Genomic DNA, 20,986 nt, shown 5'->3' on the forward strand with positions numbered 1-20,986 from the left:
CTGTGGCGTTATTGACACTCTAGGGGGCGGACGCGGCTCCGCTGCGGGCGATCAGGCCTCTGAGAGCGGAAGCGGAAGGATCCTTGCAACCGCACGCTCTACCTCGGCAACAAAATCGAAGGCTTGAGCCGAGCGCAGCCACTCTCGCTGCAGGCCGTCGAAAGTGACGACGAGATGCAACGCTGCAGAACCGGCGTCCGAGACGAAAGGAGAGATGAACTCTGCGTACGACTTGATGACTGCGGACTGGCGGGCGAGAAAGTAGTCGTGCGCAGGATGGGCGTCGTTCAGCGCTTCGGCTTGGATGACCGTGAAGAGCCGCATGAGCTCAGGACGGGCGCTGTTCCAACGCGCAGATGCTCCAAACATCGCGTGGGCGCGCTCAAGGCCGATCCCGGCGCCACCTTTGCCAGCGTTCGCCCCGAGTTGCGCCGCCAACGCGTCTCGGGTCGCCCGATCTCGGTCCTCAAGCAGGGTTAGGAGCAGGGCCTCCTTCGATGCGAAATGATGGAACAACCCCGGGTTGCTGAGCTGACAGCGCTCGGCCAGTTCCCGGATGCCAAATCCATAATACCCTCGTTCGCCAAACAAACGCGTCGCTTCTTCCAGTATTTGTTCGCGTCGATTTTCCGGCGGAACGGTTCCCGGCTTGCGGCCCTTGCTCACCTCACCGCCCCCTCGCCGTCCCGCTGCCTACCCTCGGCGTCGCAAATGAGCTCGGCCACGCTTACAGCTGATCGGACCTGCGGTAGCTGGGCGCGCCACAGCCGTCAAATTGATCATGTCGAGTTGACCGCCATGGGTCCCGCTCGTTCACCAGGCAGCAGCTCGGCTCCGCGGCACTCGCGAGGTCCACGCCCATAGAGGTGAACGCGCCGCGAGTCGTAACCATGTGGACGGAGGCGGCGCGGGCCACTCGCCGGCGTCTCGGCCGACGGACCAGGATCGCGAAACTCGCGCGGCCAATCTTGCTCAGGTGGTCCTAGGGGCTGACGCATTGGCGTCCAGAGCAGGATGCAGACTTCGGGACGGTCGCGTGGAGTGGACTGAAGATGAGCTGCCGAGGCTCTGCTCAGCGCCGCAGCTTCCTGTCGAGCGCATCAGCGACCGTGGTCATGCCCGCAAGGTTCGGATGGTACGGCGCGAAGCGCTCGCTGCCGGACGGGGGGATGAACCCGGTCACCCACGGCGTCTTCGAGCACGCATCGTGGCCGCGCGACAGCTCGGACACGTGAAGGTCCTCCGCGCCATTGCGCGCAGCCACGGCCGCGGTGAGCTCAGCGAGCCGGCGCGCCGTCTGGCGTGCCCCGATCGCCTCGGCCTCGTCGAGTGGTGTCTGGGCGCACAGATGGCGCTCCGGAAGAACGGTTAAGTAGTCGACGAAGACTATGCGGGCCTGCGGCGCGCGCCGGCGGATCTCGCGCGCAACCTGCTCCAGTCCCGCTTCGACCTTGTTCCAGTCTTGCTCGGATGGCGCAGGCGCAAGGACAGCGCCGCTCGGCGGCGCCCTCCCGGCGAGCACCCGGCAGAAGCCTGGCTGCTGCGCCGGGTGCTCCGCCGTGCAGGAGGCCATGTACAGCCTGCCGATGTAGTTCACATCGTTGCCCCCGATTGTCAGGGTGACCAGCCGCGCCTCGGGCGTCACGGCGTCCAGCTGCGGCGGGAGCTCGCTCCAGGGCCCGAGGATATGGGCCGTCGTCGCCCCGCCGCAGGTGACGTCCACGAGACGCAGGTTGCGCTTGCGTGCGAGTTGACGGGCGTAGTTGTCGGCCGAACGGCCGCACCGCGCCGGCGCCGCTTCGGCGGGCTGAGCGACGCCCGGCCCGGCGGCGAAGGAGCTTCCCATCGCCACATAGATGCTCCCCGCCGGCAGCCCATGCGGGGACGCGGCTTGGGTGCTCAGCGGCGTGAGCGCGGTCGCAAGCGTTGCGGCGGCGAAGGCCCGCCTAGCCCAGCGTATTCGATCTGATAGGACGCCGTAGCGCCCCCCAGCGGAGCCTGACGGGAAGCTGAGGTCGAAAGGGGCTGCTGACGCCGTGCGCGTGGCGGTCGCGGTGGCCGAGACGCGAAGGGTCCTGCGGGTGATCATTGGCTAGCCTGCGAAGATCTGGGAGCCGAGGTTTGTCGACCGGATGGGTCAGCGGTGCGAAGCGTCGTCGACTGTGAAACCAGCCGCCAGATCTGCCTTTGAGCTGCCACCCGCCCAGACGTCGAACGCAGCCTCGTCCTGGGTCCAGTCGCGCGTGACCGCGCTCCAGTAGCGCAGATCATCCGGCCGCAGCGTGAAGCGCAGGGTTCGCGTCTCTCCGGGCTTGAGACTGACACGCTGGAATCCCTTCAACTCACGCACCGGTCGCTCCGAGGTTCCGTATCGCTGGTGGATGTAGAGCTGAGCGACCTCGTCGCCTGGGCGCGAGCCGGTGTTCTTGAGGTCGACGCTGACGCTGACGGGCTCGCCGCGGCGATAGCTTGGGCGGTCGATCCGCAGATTGGAGTACTGGAATCTCGTGTAGCTCAGGCCGTAACCGAACGGGTAAGTCGGCTCGCTAACGCCGCCCCAGTAGCGTTTGTGCTCTTCGGTCGGCTGGTGAGAGGTAAGGTGGGCATAGGGATTGGGCGCCTGTGCGGCGCTGCGGATCCAGGTGAAAGGCAGCTTGCCGCCTGGTGCGGCGTCACCGAACAGCAGGTCGGTGGTGGCCGCACCGCCCGCGGACCCGGGATACCAGATGTCCAGGATCGCTTGTGCCTTCGTCTGCTTCAGGTCGAGCGGCCGCGCGCTCATCAGCAACACGATCACCGGCTTGCCGGTGGCGGTCACCGCGTCGAGGAGTTCCTGTTGGCGCCCCGGCAGATCAAGCGAGTCGCGCGATGCGTTCTCGCCGATCATGTCCTGCGCTTCCCCAAGCACGAGAACGGCCACGTCCGCCTTGTTCGCCAGCGCCACGGCCCGGCCGATTTCGGCAGTCTCATCCAAAGGCGGCTTGGGCTTCGCCCAACCGTACATCTGCTCCATCTTGATGAAGGGAGAAGGGATGGTCCGCGCGGGCATGCGGACGCCTTCCGAGTAGTCGACGCGCACCGAGGATCCGACTTTCGCCCGGATCGCCGAGAGCACGCTGTCGCTCTCCGGCCGGTTCATCGGGAATACCCAGGGCCCCATCGTGTCGCGCCAGGAGTCCGCGAGCGGCCCAATAACGGCGACCGACTTCAACGCCTTGCGGTCGAGCGGGAGGAGGGCGTTCTCGTTCTTCAGAAGCACGGCCGAGCGCTCTGCGGCGAGCCGCGCAAGCTTGAGGTGGGCCGGATCTTTGAAAACCGCTTGGGCTTTCTTCTCGTCGACGAATGGGTTCTCGAAGAGGCCCATCCGGATCTTGGCTTCGAGAACATGGCGCACGGCGTCGTCGAGCCTCGCCTCAGAAGCCTTGCCCGCCGCAATCGAGGCCGGGAGGGTTCCGGCCGCCGGCTCCGAGAAGGGCGGCGTCATCTCCATGTCGAGCCCGGCGTTCAATGCGCGCGCCGCGGCGTCCGCGCGGTCCATGGCGAAGTGCTGCGTCACCAGGGAGCCGACGGTCCCGGAATCGCTGACGACGAAGCCCTTGAAGCCCCAGGTGTCCCGAAGGACCGTCGTCAGCAACCACTTGTTGGCGGACGCCGGTACGCCGTTCAACGGCATGTAAGCGGCCATGATGTTCCCGGCTCCGGCGTCCACAGCGGCCTTGAACGGCGGGAAGTAGACGTTCCACAGCTCTTCGTCGGCGATGTTGGCTTCGTCGTAGTCGCGGCCGCCCAGGGCTGCGCCGTAGCCTGCGAAGTGCTTCGGTCCGGCGATGATGTGGCCCGGTGCGCCGATATGATCGCCTTGGAATCCGCGAACCTGGGCCGCGGCGATGGCGGAGCCCAGGTAAGGATCCTCGCCGGCGCCCTCGACGATGCGCCCCCAACGCGGATCTCGCGCGATGTCGACCATCGGGGCGAAGGTCCAGTGCAGGCCGACCGCCCGGGCTTCCGCCGCCGCGACACCCTGCGCCTGCTCGACCAATTGCGGGTCCCAGGAGGCTGCCATGCCGATCGGGACGGGGAAGATCGTGTGCAGTCCGTGGATCACGTCGAAGCCGAAGAGGATCGGGATCTTCAGCCGGGACTTTTCAAGCGCGATCTTCTGCAGCCGATTGATCTCGGCCGGATCCGTGACCATCAGCAGCGAACCGACGCCGGTCGTGTTCAGCAGGCTAAGCGCCGGCTTCATCATCTGCGGCGGCATCATCTGGAAGTAGAAGAATTGGCTCAGCTGCGCGGCTTTTTCTTCCGGCGTCATCTGGGAGAGGAGCTTGTCTGCGCCCGCCCGGACGACGGCGTCGCTGGGCGGCTGTGCGGCCTCGCCCGCAATGGCCGCGACAGCCGAGATCGCTAAGGCGCAGCTGCCGGCAAGGAGGGCTTTCACCAGACGCAAAGACGTGGCTCTCATCATATCCCGCAAAACACTCAGGAAGGGAGGGAGCTTCCAGGGAGCTCCACTGTGAAAGGCGCGCGCCCCCGCCCAGCGCCCGACCGACCGATCGCTAAGTAACCTGCCGCAGTCGGCCTGGCAACTTGTGTGAGGGGGGAGTTGGAGGAGGACTGACCAAGCAGAATGCGGCGCGCAGGGCTCACCTCGCGCGCGCTCAGACCAGAACCACCTACTTCGTAGTCCCGAGCGCCGGCAATCCGGCGTTTCGGCCAACGCGCAAGGTGTCCGAAACTCCGCCAAAGGCGACGCAACCCAGATCCTTCGCTTTGCGTAAAGACCTGAGAATATGTCGGAAATTTCGGGAGGCATCTGGCCGCCAGGCCGAATGCGCGCATAATGGATTCCAGCGGCGATTGGGCTTTCACGGAGTTGGCCACGGAACGCATTGTACGCGCGGTTGAGAATAGTCCGGACGGTTTCCTGATCCTGGATCTCGCCGGGACCGTGCAGTTTGCGAACACGAGCGCGGTTGCAATGCTTGGCGCCGGCGACCAGCGCGCCCTGCTGGGCGCTGCCTGGGTGAGCCTGTGGGGCGAGGAGGGTCGAGCCGCGGCGAGGGTCGCGCTTGACGCCGCTGCCGGCGGGGCGATCGGGCGCTTCATCGCGCCCGCGCAGACGCAGGCCTCGGAGCCGCGGCGCCTGGACATGGTCTTATCTGCGCAGCGGGACGTGGCGGGGCAGCCAGACGGCGTGCTGGTCGTTTCCAGGGACGTGACTGAGCTCGAGATTGCGCGGCTCGCCACCGAGGCGCGCGAACGCGCAGCGGCTGATGAGGCCGCACGCCAGCGCTCGGTCGCGGCGATGGTCTCTCTCACCAGCTGGGAGACCGATTTTCGCCGGAATATCGTGCGGAGGGCAGACGCCGGCGGGATTCGCGAGATCCCCCTGGAGGAGGTGATGAACCGCTATACTCCGGAGACAAGGACCCAGTTCCGCGAGCGTGCGGAGCGCCTGCGGCTGTCCGGCGAGTCCTACAAGCATGACGTGCAATATACGCGCACAGATGACGTGCGGGGCTGGTATCGGGAATTTTGCGAGCCAATTTTCGAGGCGGGCGTGTGCGTCGGAGTTCGGGGAGCCGCGATGGACATCTCCGAAGAGGTCGCGGCGCGGGAGTCCATCCAACGCGCCGAACAGCGACTTCAGCTGGCCATCGAGCTGGCGGGCATAGAGGTCTTCGAACTCGATTTCGACCAGCAGAAGCTGATCCCCGCCGGCTCCTGGGAGACGATCCTCCGAGACCCGCTGCGCGAGGAAGACATCTGGCCGGACCCGTTTCTGACGGTGGATCCGCATGACCAGGCGCAGGTCCACGCAGCATGGATCAAGGCGCTGGAAACCCAAACGCCCTTTCGCTGCGAATTCCGCATCCACGGGCGAGACGGCCAGGAGGCGTGGGTCTATTGCGCGGCTGAGATCTTGCAGGAAGGGGGTCGGCCAAAGCGCGCGGTGGCCGCCTTGCTCGACATCACCGAACACAAGAACCGCGAGCTCGAAATCCTCAAGACCATGGCGCAAATGCGCGAGCATGAGGCGCAACAAAAGCTGCTCCTCGACGAGCTCAATCACCGCGTAAAGAACACGCTCGCGTCGGTCCAGGCGGTGGCCGTGCAGACGCTGGGTGGCGCGCGCGATCTGCAGGAGGCGCGCGATCTCTTCATCGAGCGGCTGCTGGCGCTCTCCAGCACCCACAACCTGCTCGTCAAGCACGCTTGGGCCAGTGCGTCTTTCCGTGAACTCGTGACGGCCACGCTCCAGCCCTACGGCTACGCCTGGCGATTCCAGGGCCCAGACCTTCAGCTCGACCCTAACTTCGCCGTGACCCTGGGAATGGTCGTGCACGAGCTCGCCACCAATGCGATCAAGCACGGCGCTTGGCGCGGCGGCGGTCAGGTCGAAATCGCAACGACGGTCGAGCATGGCCAAGCTCACATCACCTGGCAGGAGCGCGGCGGTCCTGTCGTGTCCCCGCCAGCGCGTCGCGGCTTCGGCTCCCGACTGCTCGAACGCGGAGTGGGCGGCGAGCTCGGCGGGCAGGTCTTGATCGAGTTCCCCCCAGAGGGGATGATCTGCAAAATCGAAGTCCAACTGAGCGCTCGTCTGCGTCTGACGGACGGCAATAGGGACGGCGATTAAACTTAACCCGCTGTCGCCCGGCCACGGTCAACGCTGCGAGTGCGAGGCAGTCCAACAGGATGGCCCGGATCGCCGGGAGGTTCGGCTGGCGCTCCTTCGGTATCTTAGGTTCGGGTGGCGTCGGCCTGAGCTCCCCCGGCGCGCAGCGCCTCAGCTCTACCCCTGCCGCCGGCCTCGTCGCGGTCGGCGACGACCACGAGCGCGCCCGCGCGGCCCAGCGTTTCGGCGATACCGGCTCCGATGCCGCTCGCCCCGCCGGTTACCAGCGCGACCTTTCCGGCGAGCGAAAAGAGCGGGGCGTTCATCCGAGCTTCTCCACGACCGGCATGATCTCTTCGGCGACCCACTGGGTGTAGTCGAAGTAGTCCTCGATCTGCTGAACCTTGGGGATCGGGATTGCGCTCATCGTGACGCCGAGCTCCCTGAACCAGCCCAGCCGGTCGATAATCTGCTGCTTGGTCATGCCCGGCCGTGCCTTGGGGTCTTCTTGCACGACGTGGCCTTCGCCGACCCGGCTGGTCGCCATACCGTAGAAGACCTCGGTCAGCCGGCCGTTGTAGTCGGTCTGCGACTTGATGAAATCGATCTTCGCCGGCAGGTGCTCCGGCTTGGTGAGGAACGGCCACCAGCCAGAGGCGTAGCGCGCGATCCGCTTCAGCACGGGATCGGCGTCGCCGCCGAACCACACGGGCGGGTGCGGCGTCTGGACCGGCTTGGGCTCGAACGCGACATCGCGGAAGGAGACGTATTTCCCTTCGAACTCCGGCCGCTCCTGAGTCCAGAGCTCCAGAATGGCTTGGATGTACTCCTCGCTGATCGCGCCACGCTCGTGAAACGGGACGCCGAGGAGGTCGAATTCCTCCTTCAGTCAGCCCGCGCCGACGGTGATGGTCACGCGCCCGCTTGATAGCCGGTCGATGGTGGCGAGAGCCTTGGCGGTGACGATCGGGTGCTGCGCCGGCAGCAGTGCGATGCAGGAGTTGACCCGGATGGTCTCCGTCGCGCCGGCCCAGTAGGCCATCGTGGGATAGGCGCTGAGGTGGTGCGGCCCCGACAGCTCGACATGCGAACTCGGCATGATGTGGTGCTCGGGCACGCTGATCATCGCATAGCCGAGCTTTTCGGCCCATTTGGCGAAGCGCGTCTGGTCTGCGCCCGTCACCGCCGCCTCCCAGGGCTGCGCCAGGGCCTTCAGACGCATCAGGTGCGGCATGGCGAATCCGAGTTTCATAGTGGCTCCTGTCGATTGACCGCCGCGGCCGCCCGGTTGCGCGAGTGCCGGCTCATAGCGCCGGACATGTCGTGGAGGCTGTAATCGCGGTGGCGGAAGCGTCGCTGCTGGCCATGGCCGCCCTTTCTCCTCTCTCCCTCGCGATTGCGAGGCGTTCCGTCAAAAGCCCAGGCCGGCGACCTGACCGCCGTCGACCAGGATGTCGGTCCCGGCGATGAAGCTCGCCGCCGGTGAGCAGAGGAAGACGACGACCGAGGCAATCTCCTCCGGCCGCCCGGCGCGCGGGACCGCGGCCTTCTCAAGCACGGGCCCAACGACGCCGGCGGTGCTCTTGTCCGTCTCGAAGCGGAACATGTTGGTGTCCGTAGCGCCCGGTGAGAGCGAGACGAGCCGCGCCCCGCGCAAGCCGAAGGACTTCGCCTCGCGCTTTACCAGCGCCATAACGCCGAGCTTCGAGAGCGGGTAAGCCTCTTCCGGGGTGGGCGCGAACGGTGCGAGAGCCGCGACTCCTTCGGGCGGCAGGGGACGTGTGAACACCTCGGCGGCCTCGGGCTTCTTCGGGAAATAGGCCGAGTTCGAGGCGATCAGGATTGCGGCCGAGCCGGCGGCCATGCGATCGCGGATCGCCTCGACGAGCCGGGCGGTCGCGCAGAAGTTGACCTCGATCACCCGGGCCGGCTCCGCCATCTTTGGGGACAGCCCCGCCATGTGCGCCAATGCGCCGATCGGGCGTCCCTCGAGCGCGGCGACCAGCCCGGCCGGGTAACCGGGGGCCGAGACGTCGCCGGCATAGATGGTCGTGTTCGCTCCCAGGGCGCGCAGCGGCTCGGCGACGGTTTTAAGCGCGGCCGCGTCGAGATCGCACAGGAGCAGTTCGGTCCATCCCGCCTCGAACAGCGCCTTGGCGGTCGCCTTTCCCATGCTGCCGGCCGCCCCTGTGACGACGGCGACCCCGTCTGCGGGCGCTTGCTTGCTCATTTTCGGCTTCTCCCGGGTTTTCAGATCTTTGCGGCGACGTCAGCGGCTGTGCGTACGGCGCCGATGATGTAGCCAACCTCAGCGCAGTCCCCGACCATGTGCGCTGGCAGGTCGGCGGCGACGATTTCGTCGTACAGGCGGGTGTCGGGTTCGGCGCCCTTGGCGATGATCACGGTGTCGGCCCGGGCCTCGCACGCTTCGCCGACCGCGTTGACGAAACTGACCGCCTTTTGGCTGATGCGGATGTCGCGGGCGCCCGGCTGCAGCACGATCCCGGCCAGCGGCATCTCGTCCAACATGACCGAGCGGCGGGCCGCCGACAGCCCGCGGCCGAACTGCCTCGGCTCGTCGACGACCGTCACATGCCGGCCGCGCTCGTGGAGGAACTCGGCAAGCTCCAGGCCCACCAGGTCGCCGCCGATGATGACGACCCGCTCGCCGACCGGCATCCAGAGCTTGCTCGCCTTGCGCACCGCCTCTGGGCTGTTCGTCAGGCCGAGCGTCCGCGCGGCGCCCATGGCGACGCGTTGGGCGAGCGGAGCCTTGGAGACCTCGCCATCGCCGCCTTCGCCCAGCAACAGGGCCCGCAACGAGGCGCGGTCATGCACATGCGGCAGATCCTTGCCCTCGATCGGCGGCGCTCGGCGAACGGCGCCGGTGGCGACGATGACCGCGTCGGGCTCGAGCGCCCGAATCGTCTCGACCGTGCCGCAGGTGTTCAGCCGAACGTCCACGCCGAGTTCGTCCAACCGGGCCTTCAGCCAGTCCACGAAATCGCCATTGGGCGCATAGGCGATCGCTGCGATGCGCGCCGTCCCGCCAAGCTGTCTGCTCGCCTCGAGCAGGATCACCTGGTGGCCTCGCAGCGTCAGCCGGCGCGCGGCCTCCATCCCGCCGGGGCCGCCGCCCACCACGACCACGCGACGCGGAGTCTCCGCGGGTGCGAGGAGATTGTCCTTCTCGAAGCCGACGTCGGCGTTCACGGCGCAGCGCAGCGGCAGGTGGAGCATCGCCTGGCTGAGGCAGGCGTAACAGTAGATGCACGGCCGGACCGCCGCCGCGCCGCCGCGCGCGAGGTGATTGGCGAACTGGTCGTCGGCGATCTGCTTGCGGCCCATCGCCATGAAATCGAACTTTCCCTCGGCGATCGCCCGGTCGGCGACCGCGGGGTCGATGCGCCCGACGGTGACGACCGGGATTGAGACCGCCGCCTTCACGGCCGCGGCGAGCGGGATCAGCTTGCCCGGCTCCTGCGGCAGGTACGAACTGAAGAGGGCGCGCGGGATCGCGTAGTTGTGCTGCGCACTGACGGTGATGGCGTCGGCGCCGGCCGTCTCGGCGATGCGGGCCGTGGCGCGCACATCGTCCAGCGTCAGGCCGCCGTCGATGAAGAACTCCGCGGCGTTGAGCTTGCAGAGCATCGGAAAATCCCGCCCGACGCGGTTGCGGATCGCCTCGATCACCTCCTTCAGGAGGCGCGCCCGGTTCTCGGCCGAGCCGCCGTATTCGTCGGTCCGGCGGTTCTCGGCCGGCGAGATGAAGGAGTTGAGGATGTAGGTGTGCGCGCCGTGGATCTCGATCGCGTCGAAGCCCGCCTCGACCGCACGCGCCGCGCCGCTCGCGAAATCCTCGATCAGCTGCCCGATGTCCGCCTTGTCCATCTCCTTGAAGGTGGGCGGGGATAGGATCTGCGGCAGCGGCGAAAGCGCCTTCTCCTCCGGGAACATGAAGTCCTTGAGGCTCTTGCCGCCGCCCTGCGGCAGCGGCGTCGAGGGGACGGGGATGGGCCGGCTGGCGGCCATATCGCAGACCGCCGACGTGCCGCCGTGATGGAGCTGCGCCGAAACGCGCCCGCCGGCGCGATGCACGGCGTCGGTCAGCCGCTTCAGGCCAGGCAGGAAGCGGTCGTCGGAGATCCCCACCTGGCCGGCCTGTACCTGGCCGCGCGGGTAGGCGACGCCCACCGCGCCCATGGTCAGGAGGGCCGCGCCGCCGGCGGCGCGCGCAGCATAGAAGGCGATGCTCTCCTCGCTGATCGAGCCGTCGTGATGGGCGAGATTGGTGCCCATGGCCGTCTGGAACAGCCGGTTCTTTAGCTCAAGCGTCCCGATGCGGCCGGGGGAGAGCAGGTGGGGGTGGTGGGCCATGTGGAGAGATCCGTCGCAAGTTTTCCCGCGCCGGAATTGGGTGGCAGGGACGAGCGAAAGCGTCCAATGAATGATCGATGCGAAATCGATGATCTGGATGCATAATGATCGAGCTCCGCCGGCTCCGCTATCTCGTTACCCTCGCCATGCGGCTCAGCTATTCGCGGGCCGCCGAGGAGCTTGGCATCTCGCAGTCGGCGCTGACGCGGGCGATCCAGTCGCTCGAGCAGGAAATGAACCTACGTCTCTTCGACCGCGACCCAGCCGGCGTGAGCCTGACGGAGGAGGGACGGCGCGTGGTGGAAAAAGCGGAGGTCGTCCTGGCCACCGCCAAGGACTTCGAACATCAGGTGATGCAGACCTCGAGCCGCACCGAGGGACGCATCCGCTTCGGGATGACGCCGATCGTCGCGCGGACCCTGCTGCCCTGGACGATTCCCGCGCGGCTCGAGGCTGCGCCGGGCTTTGCGCACGAGGTGATGGTGCGCGAGGCCGAGGCGCTCTGGTACCTTCTCACCGCGCGCGAAATCGAATTCTTCGTCAGCGCGGAATGGCCATTGCCGCACGTGCTGCCGGTGCGCATCGAGACGCTCGGGAGCTTCCCGATCAGTGTCATTGTCCGCGAGGGCCATCCGCTGCTCACGGGGCCGGAGGCCACCGGATTTCCCCTATTGGTCTCCGCGGCGGGCAGCGTGACCGGCCAGCTTCCATCCGAACTTCTGAAACGCACCGCGAGCAGCATCCACGTCTTCGAGGACTTCGGCTCGCTGTCCGACATCGTTCGGACCACGGACGCGATCTGGTTGACCTCGGCCTATGCCGTGGCTCGGGAGCTGGAGGCGGGAACCTTCTGCGAACTGCCCTGGAAGGCGAGCGCCGCCCGGCGCTTTTCGGTCCTCATGTATTCGCTCGACCGACGCCCACAATCGCCGGCGGCGCTCGAGCTCAAGCAGGCGTTCCGCCAGGAGATCAGAAGGTTGGGGTGTGCGTCCGCAGGATAGCCAAGGCTGGAAGCTTATCGCGAGGTGCTTCCCCGTCCAGGGGTCGGGGTCTCGGAAGCCAAGCTCACCCGTATGGTCAGCACCAACCCCGCTCGCCTGCTGCCTATCCTGTAATCAGGTCCGGGGGGCCTTTCGCGGGCAAGCCGCAAAGGCCCCATTGGCGTTTCGCCTGTCAGTCCGCCGGCGCGTGGGTGATGCGAAGCTCTCGTCGGAGCTTCGCATGTTCGGGCTCTGCGTCGCCCTGTATCTCAACAGCGAGCGCGACCTGCGCGAAGCTCAGCAGCAGGTCGCGCAGGCGCTGCTCCTGGACGTCGAGCCGCTCCAGCGGCTTTTCATCGAGCCGCTCCAGCGCGCCCTCCGCAAGATCCTTGAAGGCCTCATAGAAGGCGATGCGCTCTTGCGGCGAACTATCGTTGCGCCGTTGCGCGCGCTCCGCCGTCCCGGAGATCGCCCACGTCATGACGAAGGGCTCCAGGACCTCGAAGCCCTCGGGCAACTGTCGCTCAGTGACGCTCATTGCGAACCTCCGGTCCTCGCTCGCTCGGAGACGTAGGCTTCGACACGCGCCTCCACCTCCTCATAGAGGTGGCGCAGCAGGATCTCGTGATCCTGGAAATGGAACCTGTCGATCGCGCCACTGCCAACGCCGCGCTGGCAAGCTTCGATGGCGACGCGGTCCTCTGCCAGCACGTCCCGGACCGACATCGCCGCCATTTCCCGGACGAACTGCCGAGACGCCGAGTCGGCCTTCGACGTCCAGTACATGCGGATCTGGCCGCGAGTTCGAGTCGGACCGAGCGGCATGTGGGTATGGGTGAATTGGTTGGGCGGTAAACCGACGATGTGCAGGCAGGGGAACAGCTTGAAGTCGCTCTTTGGAAAGGCGACGTCGTCCTTCTCCGCCAGAGCTGCGCCCCGCAGGAAGGACATCAGCTGTATGGGCGGCGTCGGGGGCGGGGAGGGGTTCTTCCACAAGGTCTGGCTGCGGTGCGGCCCACAGAACCCATAGTGGGTGGGATAGCCGAACGGGTTCTCCGGCCCCAGGACCGGCCGGCCGGTCCGCGGGTGGATCACCCGCAGGTGATAGTTCTCCTGGTAATTGTCGAAGCTTGTCTTCCAGTTGGCCTCGATCTCGTAAGTCCATTCGGTGAAGTCCACCGCCCGGGCGACAGGGGTAAGCTCTAAAGCGTCTGCGATCGGCCCCAGGAATTCGCGGATTGACTGTTTCGGCGCCGGGTCGAAGTTGATGAAGATCATGCCGGCGAGCACCTGCGCCTGCACCTGCTTCAGCGAGCAGTCTTCCTTCGCCACGTGGAACCGTTCGAAGTCAGGTGCGGAGACCAGCGCGCCGTCGAGGCCGAAGGTCCACATATGGTAACGGCAGCTGAACCGGCTGCGCTTGCCCGAGACCTCGTCGGCGAGCTGCGTGCCGCGGTGCGTGCAGGCGTTGTGAAATGCCCGGATTTCACCGTCCTTACCGCGGATGATCAGCAGCGATGCGTGGGCGAACTCAATCTCGCGACGAATGAAGCTGCCAGATTCGGGGATTTCGCAAATGTGGCCGACATGGAGCCAACTGCGCATGAAGATGGCTTGGCGCTCGAGCTCCCACCGACCTGGGTCGTAGTAGGGAAGGGAGGAAACCGGGCCACGGCCGAGAAGCTTCGCGGCTTCCTCGACGGGCAACATCTTGAAGATCTGTTGGCCATTCATCGCGCTTTCCTCCGCTCGCCTTCCGCCAACCCGGGGCCCTCACCCGACCGCCCCTTAAAAATTGCATGCCATCGCGACGGGTCCACCGGTTCTCGCGAGAAAAGTAGCCCACGCGCACCGCTACAACCGCCTTAGACAAATTCAACAGCGGCCGCCCTGTCGGCGATGGTCGGGCTCGGCTGCGCCTGGGGAGGTGCAACACGAACGCTTCGCCCTAGACGAGGCGGCGGACCTTCAAACAACCGCTCAGCCCCTGACGGCCCCGCCTTTCGCGAAAAAGCGCTTAGTCACAGCGTGCGCGACGACAGAGATGACTCCCATGTAGCTGGCGGCAAGAAGCAATGACTCCGCCATCGCGACGACGTTGTCCGCAACCTTCATCTCCGAGACCGTCGCGACGGTCAGGAACAGCATGGTGGCGTTATTAACGAGCAAGTTTGCCTGGCCGCGCATGAAGCAAAACAGTGCCGCCACGAGCGCCGCGAAGGCGATGATCATGCCGGCCGGTTCCGGCAGCGGCGGCTTACCGACCAGCAGCCAGCCCAGAATGATCCCGCTCAATGCGCCGAGCACGGTTGGCAGAAAAGCCTTCGGGTCTTGGCGCAGGATGGCGGCCCAGTAGACAAGGAACAGCAGGCCGAAGACGGGCAAGCCCACGCCCAGCACATGGTAGAGGCCAAAGAGGCCGGCCATGAACGGCACGACGCCCACGAGCAGCAGTAGCGTCGCGCCGACGCTTGGCCGCGTGGACGCCTGAGGCTTCGTCTCCAATCACCTGCTCCTTTATCTTGCGAAAGCGCGGTCGCCGCGCGTCGGATGCGTGACCGCCGCGATCTACTCGTTCGGGCGCCCTCCGACCGGCTCAAGGACGATCAGCTGCAGCGGGTTTGGCGTTAGATCACCGCGCAAACTCACATATGGAAAACGCGCAGAGCACGTTCAGAGCAGAGCCGCGGCGAGCTCGCCAGAACGTGCGCCAGCACCTCACGCACAGGCGGGATTGCCGGCCTTCGGAATTGCAAAAAAGTTGATGCTGGTCGGTGGGAGGGTGAGCCGGCCGGCCGGGGCGGGACGGGGCGTCAGCGTCGGGATCTGGTCGCTCGCGGTCAGCTGGAGCGTGCTCGCATTCAGCTTCACGGATCCGCTCTGCAAGGCGTCGGCGGTAAGCGTGTAGCGCTCCGCGCCGACCGGCAGTTGCAAGCTCGCCCGACCTGCCTTGTTGAGGTTGATCGCCACGAGGGCCACGCCGCCGGGGCGCCCGCGCAGACATTGCGCGTAGAGGTGGACGCCCGGCTCAGGTGATCCGGCGTCCAGCACAACTTCGCCCATCAGCCGATGCCACAGAAGCGCCGCCCAATAGTTGGGGCGAGGAAGCCAGGTTCTGTCGTCGATCAGGGCGTAGTCGCTGGCCGCCAAGGTGTTGTGAAACACTACGGAAACGCCACCCTTGGCGAAACGTCCGAGCTGGTCGACATAGCGGAAGGTGTCGAGGAAGGCCGACGACCAGCGGTCGCCGCCGCAGGCCGTCTGCGAAGCTTCGGTGACCCAGATCGGCGCCCCTGGCGCGAAACGGTCGCGCACGCCCGCGTAGTAGCGCTGCGCGGCGTCAGCCCGTGACAGCCACGCTTCGGAAAGCGCCTCATCCGCGGACGTCGTCACGTTCTTCCCGAGCGCGGCGCAGCGCTCCGAGACCGCGCCGTAGAAGTGGTAGGAGAAGACGTCGAACCTGGGCGTTGGCTCGCCGCTCAGCAGCGTGGCCGTGCTGATCTCCTTCGGCGGCGCTGCGAACAATTTGAAGCCCGCCTCGCCGGTGGAGCCTGGGCCTACGACCTTGGTCTCTGGCGAGCGCGCCTTCAGGAGGTCCCGCAAGCTCGCCAGGTCGCGCGCGAACTTGTCCGGTGCGTAGGGCGGCCTCCCCACGTTGGGTTCGTTGCTCAATTCGACCGCGTCGATGCGTCCGCCTATCGTGTGCGTGTAGTCGATCAGGCGTCGCGCTTGATCGGGGTTCCAGGCGCCGTCCGCTGTCCGGGCGCCCGCGCTGACGGCGAAGGAGGTGAGAATCCTGCCGTCGACCGCTTTGGCGAAGTCGACGACGCCGGCCCACTCCCCGCGCGTGAGAACGCTCTGATAGCCGGTGGGAGCGGTGGCGGGCGCAGGCGCATCATCATCCTGAAAATAGACGTTGTTGGCCCAGCTGCCGCTGACCCGCACATAGGCCGGGCCCAGCGCTTTGGCCAGCATGCGAAGACGCTGATTGCCTCGAAGGTCCAGGGGCTCGCGACGGCGGTAGGCGCCGGAGGCGAACTCCACGCCGTGGGGGCCGGCGACCGGCTTCGGCGGAGCGGCGCCGGGCGGCAAGAACGGAGCCCAGAAGTTGCCGCCAGTCACCTCGACGCTCTCGACGTTGTAGGACTGGAAGCGTTCGTCCACGCGGCCCACCGGCTTCAGGGCGGCGACGTCGACCGTCACCATCGGGGCCGCCCCGGGGGCCTCCTCAGCGGTAGCGGTGGCGAGACTCACCAAGCCAAGACAGCAACCTGCCAGGAGGCGTTTACGGAAGACCTTCATGGCGGTGATCATCGTCCTGACCCGTACTTATGAGATGCATAGCCACGACAGGCGAAGACGGCGGCATCACTCGTTGGGCGGTGCATCAGGTGACGACCGCGCCAACGTCGAATGAGCTGACGTGGCTCTGCATTGCTGCTGGGGTGAGATGCTTGCCGGATCTGAGGGTTTGCAACTGACTGCAGCCCAGGCGCCGAGACGGACGAGACAAGTTTGTCCCGGCCGGCGTAAAATGGCCCGGTGGGCACAAGAAGCCACGCGGCATCCATGCTTTACAAGCGTGCTGCAAGAATCTTCCGGACCTGATTTTCCATGCCGGGCTTCGAAGACCACCTGATCTCATGATGGCCACGAACCGCAACGGCGCCGCGGCTGCGGCGAAGCTGTCAAAGGTGGCGGAGCTCGAGCTTCCGACCGCTCACCTCCTGCTGCTGCGCCTCAACCACGAGGGGCCGGACGAGCACCTGTTCTTCCGTGACGACCGCTATTGGATCGATCTGTGCATGACGCCGCGCCGCCCCGAGGCGCGAGCCAGATACGTCGACCAGTGGGGTCCGCACCGCTTTCACCCGATGGGCTCGGTCATCGCGCTCCCCCCCGGCTTCAACCTGCACATGAAGCATGAAGGCGGGCGACACATCTCGCTGATCTGCTCGCTCAAAGCCGAGGCGGTGCACCAGTGGTTGGGTTCGGAGTTCGAGTGGACGGACCGACGACTGGAAGCCGTGCTCGACATCTCCAGCTCGGAGATCCGCGCGCTCCTGCTCAGGCTCGCTGAAGAGGTCCGGCGAACTGGCCTGGCTCGCCAGCCCATGTGCGAGGCTCTTGTCGTCCAGCTCTCGATCGAGCTTGCGCGCTTCCTTTCGGACGTGGGCGAGTCCACCGAACACGGCGGGTTGGCAGGCTGGCGGCTTCGCATAATTGAAAAGCGCCTCGCGATGGCCGGAGAGCCGCCATCGCTCCTCGAGCTGGCGAAGCTCTGCGACATCTCAGTCCGCCAGCTCACACGCGGGTTTCGCGCAAGCCGCGGATGTTCCGTGGGCGACTACATGGCTCAAGCCCGGATCGATGCAGCGAAGCGACGGCTCGCGACCGAGGAAAGCATCAAGTCCATAGCCACGGAGCTGGGCTTCTCATCACAGTCGACGTTCACCTACGCGTTTCGGCGGGCGACCGGCGTGGGCCCCAGCGAGTTTCGCAAGCGCATTCTCCGCGCCCTTGAGCCGCGCCTGAGGCGGATCTAGGCGCGGTCGTCGTCAAGCTCGCGGAGCTCCGCCGCAATCCACATTCGCTCCCAGAGATTGGCCCCGCCGGTCTGCTCGGTGAGAAGCTTCAGCGCGTCGCGCTTGGTGGCGCGGCCGAGCGCCGAGTCCGGCTGGGCCGCAAGCGCGACGTCGAGGAGATGCAGGGCTTCCAGAGGCTTGCCCTCGCGGACGAACGCGGAGGCGCGCTCGGCAAGCCGGTCTGCGCCGCCGGCCAGCTCCGCGATTGCGGGCGCGACGTTCGACGGCGGAACCCCATAGAGCTCGGTCGTGCCCCGGGCCGGATCGAACCAGCCGGTGTATTCGTGCCAGATAGCGCGCACGTTCCAAGCGACCTTGCCGTACTCCTCGGTGAGCGTGAGTTCGGGAGGCGTCTGGATCTCACGCATGAGAGTGCGCAGGTCGACGCCCGCGTTCATCCCCTCGACGGTGCGGTCATGCACCCATTGAACGGAGTCGATGATGCGACTGATCTCGCAACGGATGTGATCGGCCCCGCTGATCGCCTCGTGGCCGGTGAGAACCAGCTCCGGCCCAAGCGCGCGCAGCGTCGTCACCGAGGCGATGAACTGCGAAGCTGACCGCGGCTTGTCCCCGCGGAGCGTGTTCAGGTTCGGGTGGTTGCCGAACAGAGGCCCGAACAGATTGCCGACGATGGCGATCTTTTCGTGCGGGAGCCAGACGATCACCGCCGAGCGGGTCTCGCCGCCGGGCGTCCAGATGATCTCGAACCGGCGGCCGCCGAGCTCGAAGGCGTGGCCTTCGTCGCTGATCAGCAGGTCAGGCTGGACCTCCCTCGTGGGGATCATCGCCTCCGTCCTGCCTGTGATCGTGCCGAAGATGCGGCGCGAGCCGCGCCGGTAGTGCGCTGACAGAGCCTCGGCGTAGCCGCGATCGTCGGCATAAGTCCGGTGGGCGATCACGGTGTTTTCGGACGTCTTGTAGACCTCCAGGCCGCCGTACTGATTGGCGTGGCTCTGGGTCAGCACGATGTAGCGGACGGGGTTGTTCGAGACTTGGGCGAACAGCTCGCGGCCGCGGCGCGCATCGGCCAACGTCCCGGCGTTCACGAGCACATCGCCCTCCGGCGTGGTGACGAGATAGCTGTTCCCGACGCCACGGGACTCCCAGACCCCAGGCGCGCGTTCAATCGCCGCGGCTTGGCCTTCACCGGACTTCACGAGCTCTGCGACCCGGAGGCGGTCGTCCGCTCGGCGCTCTTGGTCAGTCATCTAAGGCTTCCTTGAACCTATCCGATTGATCCGACGCCGCGGCGCGGTCATGCAATCGCTGCGTCGAGGTTTGGGGCTGCTCGCGACGAACTCCTGGCCGGCCGACGACAAATTGGCCGCGCAGCCACAAACACCCGGCTTTGATCAGCAAGCGCCAAGGCCGAAGGTCCCGCAACACAACAGGGGCCTCGCCCAAGCCGTCGGTCAGCCCAAGCGCGGCCGGCCGCTTCGACTTGGCTCGTTTTTGCGGAAGCGCCGGATGACCCTGACCTTCGAAGACATCGTGAACGCTGCGCGTGAAAAGGTCCGCGCGCCCGATCCCGACACCGATACCTGGAAGGAAGGGCTGGAGATCCTGCTGCGCGACCACGAACGCGAGGGCAGGCTCACGGAGCGCGGCTGGGCGATCGTCAAGAACCGCTACGTCGAGGCGCTGGCGGCGCGGATGCAGGTCGACGATTACATCCGCAAGAACCCGGCGGTCGTCGAAGCGCCGATCCAGCGGCCGGTCTTCATCCTCGGGCTGCCGAGAACCGGCACCACCATGCTCAGCTACATGCTCGACGCCGATCCGGCGAACCGCTCGATGCTCCGCTGGGAGGCCTACAATGCAGCGCCGCCTGCGGCGCCTGGCGCGCTGAAGACTGATCCGCGCTGCTTGGCCGAGGTCGCCAAGGACGAGGCCATGCTGAAGATGGCGCCGAAGGTGGCCGCCGCCCACTTCGAGCCGGGCGACGGGCCCACGGAATGCGTCCACCTGCTGGCCCAGGATTTCCGGTCGCTGATGCTGGCGGTCACGACGACTGTCCCGACCTACCACGACTGGATCCTCTTCACGGACATGGAGAGCGCCTTCGAGCACCGTAAGCGGGTGCTGCAGATCCTGCAGAGCACCAACTCCGGCCGCTGGGTGCTGAAGATGCCGTCGGACTCCCTCTTCATACGCCAGCTGTTCAAGACCTTCCCGGACGCGAAGGTGATCTGGACCCACCGCGACCCTTACGCCGCCGTCGGCTCGTCGTTCGGCATGCGCGGCGGGTCACGTCCGATGTTCGAGGTGGACGAAGGGCGCGACTACATGCGCCAGCGCTTCCCGCTGCAGCTCGCGCTGCACGCCACGCGCCCGCTCGAAGTCAGCCGCGAGCGGCCGCAGGACATCTTCCACTGCTATTACGACGATCTCGTCGCCGACCCGCTGGGGCAACTGAAGAAGATCTATCGCTGGCTCGGCGACGAATGGACCGGCGCGGGTGAAGCCGGCATGCGGGCCTGGCTGCAGGACAACCCGCAGAACAAGCGCGGCAAGCACAGCTATTCCCTGGCCGAGTGGGGCCTCTCGAAGAAGGACCTCGAGCCCTACTTCTCCGACTACCTGCGGGCGCACCCGGTCGCCTCCGGCGTGGAGGCTTGAAGATGGCGCGCAATCTCTTCGACCTGACCGGCCGCGTGGTCCTCGCCGCGGGCGCCAACAGCGGCATCGGCCTCGGCTTCCTGATGGGCTGCGCCAAGCAAGGCGCCGACGTCGTCGTCTGGGGGCGCCGCGCTGACCGCAATATCGAAGCGCTCGAGAAGCTCAGCGCGGCGGGCGCCGGGCGTGTGCACCACGAGCCGGTGGATGTCGCCGACGAGGCCGCGGTGCAGGCGGCGTTCGCTTCGTCGCTGAAAGTCATGGACCGCGTGGACTGCGTGTTCGTGAACGCGGGCTTCTCGTCGCGGGCGCCCTCGTTCCCCGACATGACGACGGAGATGTACCACGAGCTGCTCAATGTGAACCTGCACGGCGCCTTCTATACCCTTCGCGAAGCGACCCGTCACATGCGCGAGCGCGCGCAAACCGGGGACCCCGGCGGGTCCATCGTGGTGTGCGGCAGCCTGTCGATCTTCCACGGGCTGCAGGGGATGGAGCACTACGCAGGCGCCAAGGGCGCCCTGGCCGCGATGGTGAAAGGCCTCGCCGTGGAGATGGGGCAGTACGGAGTGCGCGCCAACATGATCGCGCCCGGCTTCATCATGACCGAGATGACCCAGGGAAGCCCGCAGGCCGAAGGGGTCATCAAGCACTTCTCCTCGATCACGCCGCTCGGACGACCGGGCTACCCAGAGGACATCGAGGGGCCGGCCGCCTACCTGGCGTCCGACGCGTCCCGGTTCCACACGGGCGACATCCTCATCGTGGACGGCGGCCGCACCGTGAAGTCGCTCTGACGGCGC

Annotated in this window: 16 protein-coding genes and 1 pseudogene; 5 read left to right on the forward strand and 12 right to left on the reverse strand. The window is 66.6% G+C overall.

From position 1 onward, the window contains the following. Positions 1-51: 51 nt before the first annotated feature. The 3 genes from ACSQ2B_RS17070 to ACSQ2B_RS17080 form a co-directional block, all read right to left on the reverse strand. Positions 52-666: a TetR/AcrR family transcriptional regulator gene (locus ACSQ2B_RS17070; RefSeq protein WP_436051651.1), complete on the reverse strand. Its 615-nt coding sequence runs from the start codon at positions 664-666 to the stop codon at positions 52-54. Positions 667-1,072: 406 nt separating this feature from the next. Continuing rightward, complete coding sequence (locus tag ACSQ2B_RS17075) at positions 1,073-1,846, reverse strand: SGNH/GDSL hydrolase family protein (RefSeq protein WP_436052597.1); 774 nt, start codon at positions 1,844-1,846, stop codon at positions 1,073-1,075. A 291-nt stretch (positions 1,847-2,137) separates the two neighbouring features. Continuing rightward, positions 2,138-4,441 carry a glycoside hydrolase family 3 N-terminal domain-containing protein gene (locus ACSQ2B_RS17080; RefSeq protein WP_436052599.1) on the reverse strand — a complete coding sequence of 768 codons (2,304 nt, stop codon included), beginning with the start codon at positions 4,439-4,441 and terminating at the stop codon, positions 2,138-2,140. Between the two features lie 402 nt (positions 4,442-4,843). Between ACSQ2B_RS17080 and ACSQ2B_RS17085 the strand changes: the two genes are divergently transcribed. Continuing rightward, a complete protein-coding gene (locus ACSQ2B_RS17085) occupies positions 4,844-6,643 on the forward strand; it encodes an HWE histidine kinase domain-containing protein (RefSeq protein ID WP_436051653.1) in 1,800 nt (599 codons plus the stop codon). A gap of 104 nt (positions 6,644-6,747) precedes the next feature. Here ACSQ2B_RS17085 and ACSQ2B_RS17090 read toward each other — a convergent pair whose 3' ends face one another. The 4 genes and pseudogenes from ACSQ2B_RS17090 to ACSQ2B_RS17105 form a co-directional block, all read right to left on the reverse strand. Then, entirely contained in the window at positions 6,748-6,948 is a 201-nt protein-coding gene (locus tag ACSQ2B_RS17090; RefSeq protein ID WP_436051655.1) for an SDR family NAD(P)-dependent oxidoreductase, read from the reverse strand. Next, a pseudogene (locus ACSQ2B_RS17095) lies at positions 6,945-7,874 on the reverse strand (TIGR03619 family F420-dependent LLM class oxidoreductase). The gene ACSQ2B_RS17090 and the pseudogene ACSQ2B_RS17095 overlap by 4 nt, the downstream one beginning before the upstream one ends. 159 nt (positions 7,875-8,033) lie before the next feature. After that, positions 8,034-8,852 carry an SDR family oxidoreductase gene (locus ACSQ2B_RS17100; RefSeq protein ID WP_436051657.1) on the reverse strand — a complete coding sequence of 273 codons (819 nt, stop codon included), beginning with the start codon at positions 8,850-8,852 and terminating at the stop codon, positions 8,034-8,036. Positions 8,853-8,872: 20 nt separating this feature from the next. Next, complete coding sequence (locus tag ACSQ2B_RS17105) at positions 8,873-10,999, reverse strand: FAD-dependent oxidoreductase (RefSeq protein WP_436051659.1); 2,127 nt, start codon at positions 10,997-10,999, stop codon at positions 8,873-8,875. Positions 11,000-11,103: 104 nt separating this feature from the next. Here ACSQ2B_RS17105 and ACSQ2B_RS17110 point away from each other — a divergent pair, with 104 nt between their 5' ends. Continuing rightward, positions 11,104-12,000: a LysR family transcriptional regulator gene (locus ACSQ2B_RS17110; RefSeq protein ID WP_436051661.1), complete on the forward strand. Its 897-nt coding sequence runs from the start codon at positions 11,104-11,106 to the stop codon at positions 11,998-12,000. Between the two features lie 172 nt (positions 12,001-12,172). Here ACSQ2B_RS17110 and ACSQ2B_RS17115 read toward each other — a convergent pair whose 3' ends face one another. From ACSQ2B_RS17115 to ACSQ2B_RS17130, 4 genes are all read right to left on the reverse strand, one after another. Continuing rightward, complete coding sequence (locus tag ACSQ2B_RS17115) at positions 12,173-12,517, reverse strand: hypothetical protein (RefSeq protein WP_436051663.1); 345 nt, start codon at positions 12,515-12,517, stop codon at positions 12,173-12,175. Then, positions 12,514-13,713: an aromatic ring-hydroxylating oxygenase subunit alpha gene (locus ACSQ2B_RS17120; RefSeq protein ID WP_436051665.1), complete on the reverse strand. Its 1,200-nt coding sequence runs from the start codon at positions 13,711-13,713 to the stop codon at positions 12,514-12,516. Before ACSQ2B_RS17120 ends, ACSQ2B_RS17115 begins: the two co-directional genes overlap by 4 nt. 246 nt (positions 13,714-13,959) lie before the next feature. Next, the gene (locus ACSQ2B_RS17125) at positions 13,960-14,484 is read right to left on the reverse strand and encodes a hypothetical protein (RefSeq protein WP_436051666.1); all 525 of its coding nucleotides are present in this window, start codon (positions 14,482-14,484) and stop codon (positions 13,960-13,962) included. Between the two features lie 213 nt (positions 14,485-14,697). Further along, positions 14,698-16,185 (reverse strand): hypothetical protein, encoded by a 1,488-nt coding sequence (locus ACSQ2B_RS17130; RefSeq protein ID WP_436051668.1) that lies wholly within the window; start codon positions 16,183-16,185, stop codon positions 14,698-14,700. Positions 16,186-16,673: 488 nt separating this feature from the next. On the opposite strand from ACSQ2B_RS17130, the gene ACSQ2B_RS17135 reads away from it, so the two are divergent. After that, positions 16,674-17,525: a helix-turn-helix transcriptional regulator gene (locus tag ACSQ2B_RS17135; protein ID WP_436051670.1), complete on the forward strand. Its 852-nt coding sequence runs from the start codon at positions 16,674-16,676 to the stop codon at positions 17,523-17,525. Here ACSQ2B_RS17135 and ACSQ2B_RS17140 read toward each other — a convergent pair. Further along, positions 17,522-18,775 (reverse strand): alkyl sulfatase dimerization domain-containing protein, encoded by a 1,254-nt coding sequence (locus ACSQ2B_RS17140; protein WP_436051672.1) that lies wholly within the window; start codon positions 18,773-18,775, stop codon positions 17,522-17,524. The two genes, ACSQ2B_RS17135 and ACSQ2B_RS17140, sit on opposite strands and share 4 nt — an antisense overlap. Before the next feature lie 259 nt (positions 18,776-19,034). Between ACSQ2B_RS17140 and ACSQ2B_RS17145 the strand changes: the two genes are divergently transcribed. After that, complete coding sequence (locus ACSQ2B_RS17145) at positions 19,035-20,186, forward strand: sulfotransferase family protein (protein ID WP_436051674.1); 1,152 nt, start codon at positions 19,035-19,037, stop codon at positions 20,184-20,186. Between the two features lie 2 nt (positions 20,187-20,188). Then, positions 20,189-20,980 carry an SDR family NAD(P)-dependent oxidoreductase gene (locus tag ACSQ2B_RS17150; protein ID WP_436051676.1) on the forward strand — a complete coding sequence of 264 codons (792 nt, stop codon included), beginning with the start codon at positions 20,189-20,191 and terminating at the stop codon, positions 20,978-20,980. The last annotated feature ends 6 nt before the right edge of the window (positions 20,981-20,986 follow it).

Source organism: Phenylobacterium sp. LjRoot225 (genome assembly GCF_964252855.1).
GTDB lineage: Bacteria > Pseudomonadota > Alphaproteobacteria > Caulobacterales > Caulobacteraceae > Phenylobacterium.

Excerpts from the sequence above, each read along its gene's own strand:
- ACSQ2B_RS17110 (WP_436051661.1), top strand. The coding sequence starts at position 11,104 with ATGATCGAGCTCCGCCGGCTCCGCTATCTCGTTACCCTCGCCATGCGG.
- ACSQ2B_RS17090 (WP_436051655.1), bottom strand. The coding sequence starts at position 6,948 with ATGAACGCCCCGCTCTTTTCGCTCGCCGGAAAGGTCGCGCTGGTAACC.
- ACSQ2B_RS17120 (WP_436051665.1), bottom strand. The coding sequence starts at position 13,713 with ATGAATGGCCAACAGATCTTCAAGATGTTGCCCGTCGAGGAAGCCGCG.
- ACSQ2B_RS17075 (WP_436052597.1), bottom strand. The coding sequence starts at position 1,846 with ATGGGAAGCTCCTTCGCCGCCGGGCCGGGCGTCGCTCAGCCCGCCGAA.
- ACSQ2B_RS17085 (WP_436051653.1), top strand. The coding sequence starts at position 4,844 with ATGGATTCCAGCGGCGATTGGGCTTTCACGGAGTTGGCCACGGAACGC.
- ACSQ2B_RS17115 (WP_436051663.1), bottom strand. The coding sequence starts at position 12,517 with ATGAGCGTCACTGAGCGACAGTTGCCCGAGGGCTTCGAGGTCCTGGAG.
- ACSQ2B_RS17145 (WP_436051674.1), top strand. The coding sequence starts at position 19,035 with ATGACCCTGACCTTCGAAGACATCGTGAACGCTGCGCGTGAAAAGGTC.
- ACSQ2B_RS17100 (WP_436051657.1), bottom strand. The coding sequence starts at position 8,852 with ATGAGCAAGCAAGCGCCCGCAGACGGGGTCGCCGTCGTCACAGGGGCG.
- ACSQ2B_RS17130 (WP_436051668.1), bottom strand. The coding sequence starts at position 16,185 with ATGGTGACGGTCGACGTCGCCGCCCTGAAGCCGGTGGGCCGCGTGGAC.
- ACSQ2B_RS17150 (WP_436051676.1), top strand. The coding sequence starts at position 20,189 with ATGGCGCGCAATCTCTTCGACCTGACCGGCCGCGTGGTCCTCGCCGCG.
- ACSQ2B_RS17105 (WP_436051659.1), bottom strand. The coding sequence starts at position 10,999 with ATGGCCCACCACCCCCACCTGCTCTCCCCCGGCCGCATCGGGACGCTT.
- ACSQ2B_RS17140 (WP_436051672.1), bottom strand. The coding sequence starts at position 18,775 with ATGACTGACCAAGAGCGCCGAGCGGACGACCGCCTCCGGGTCGCAGAG.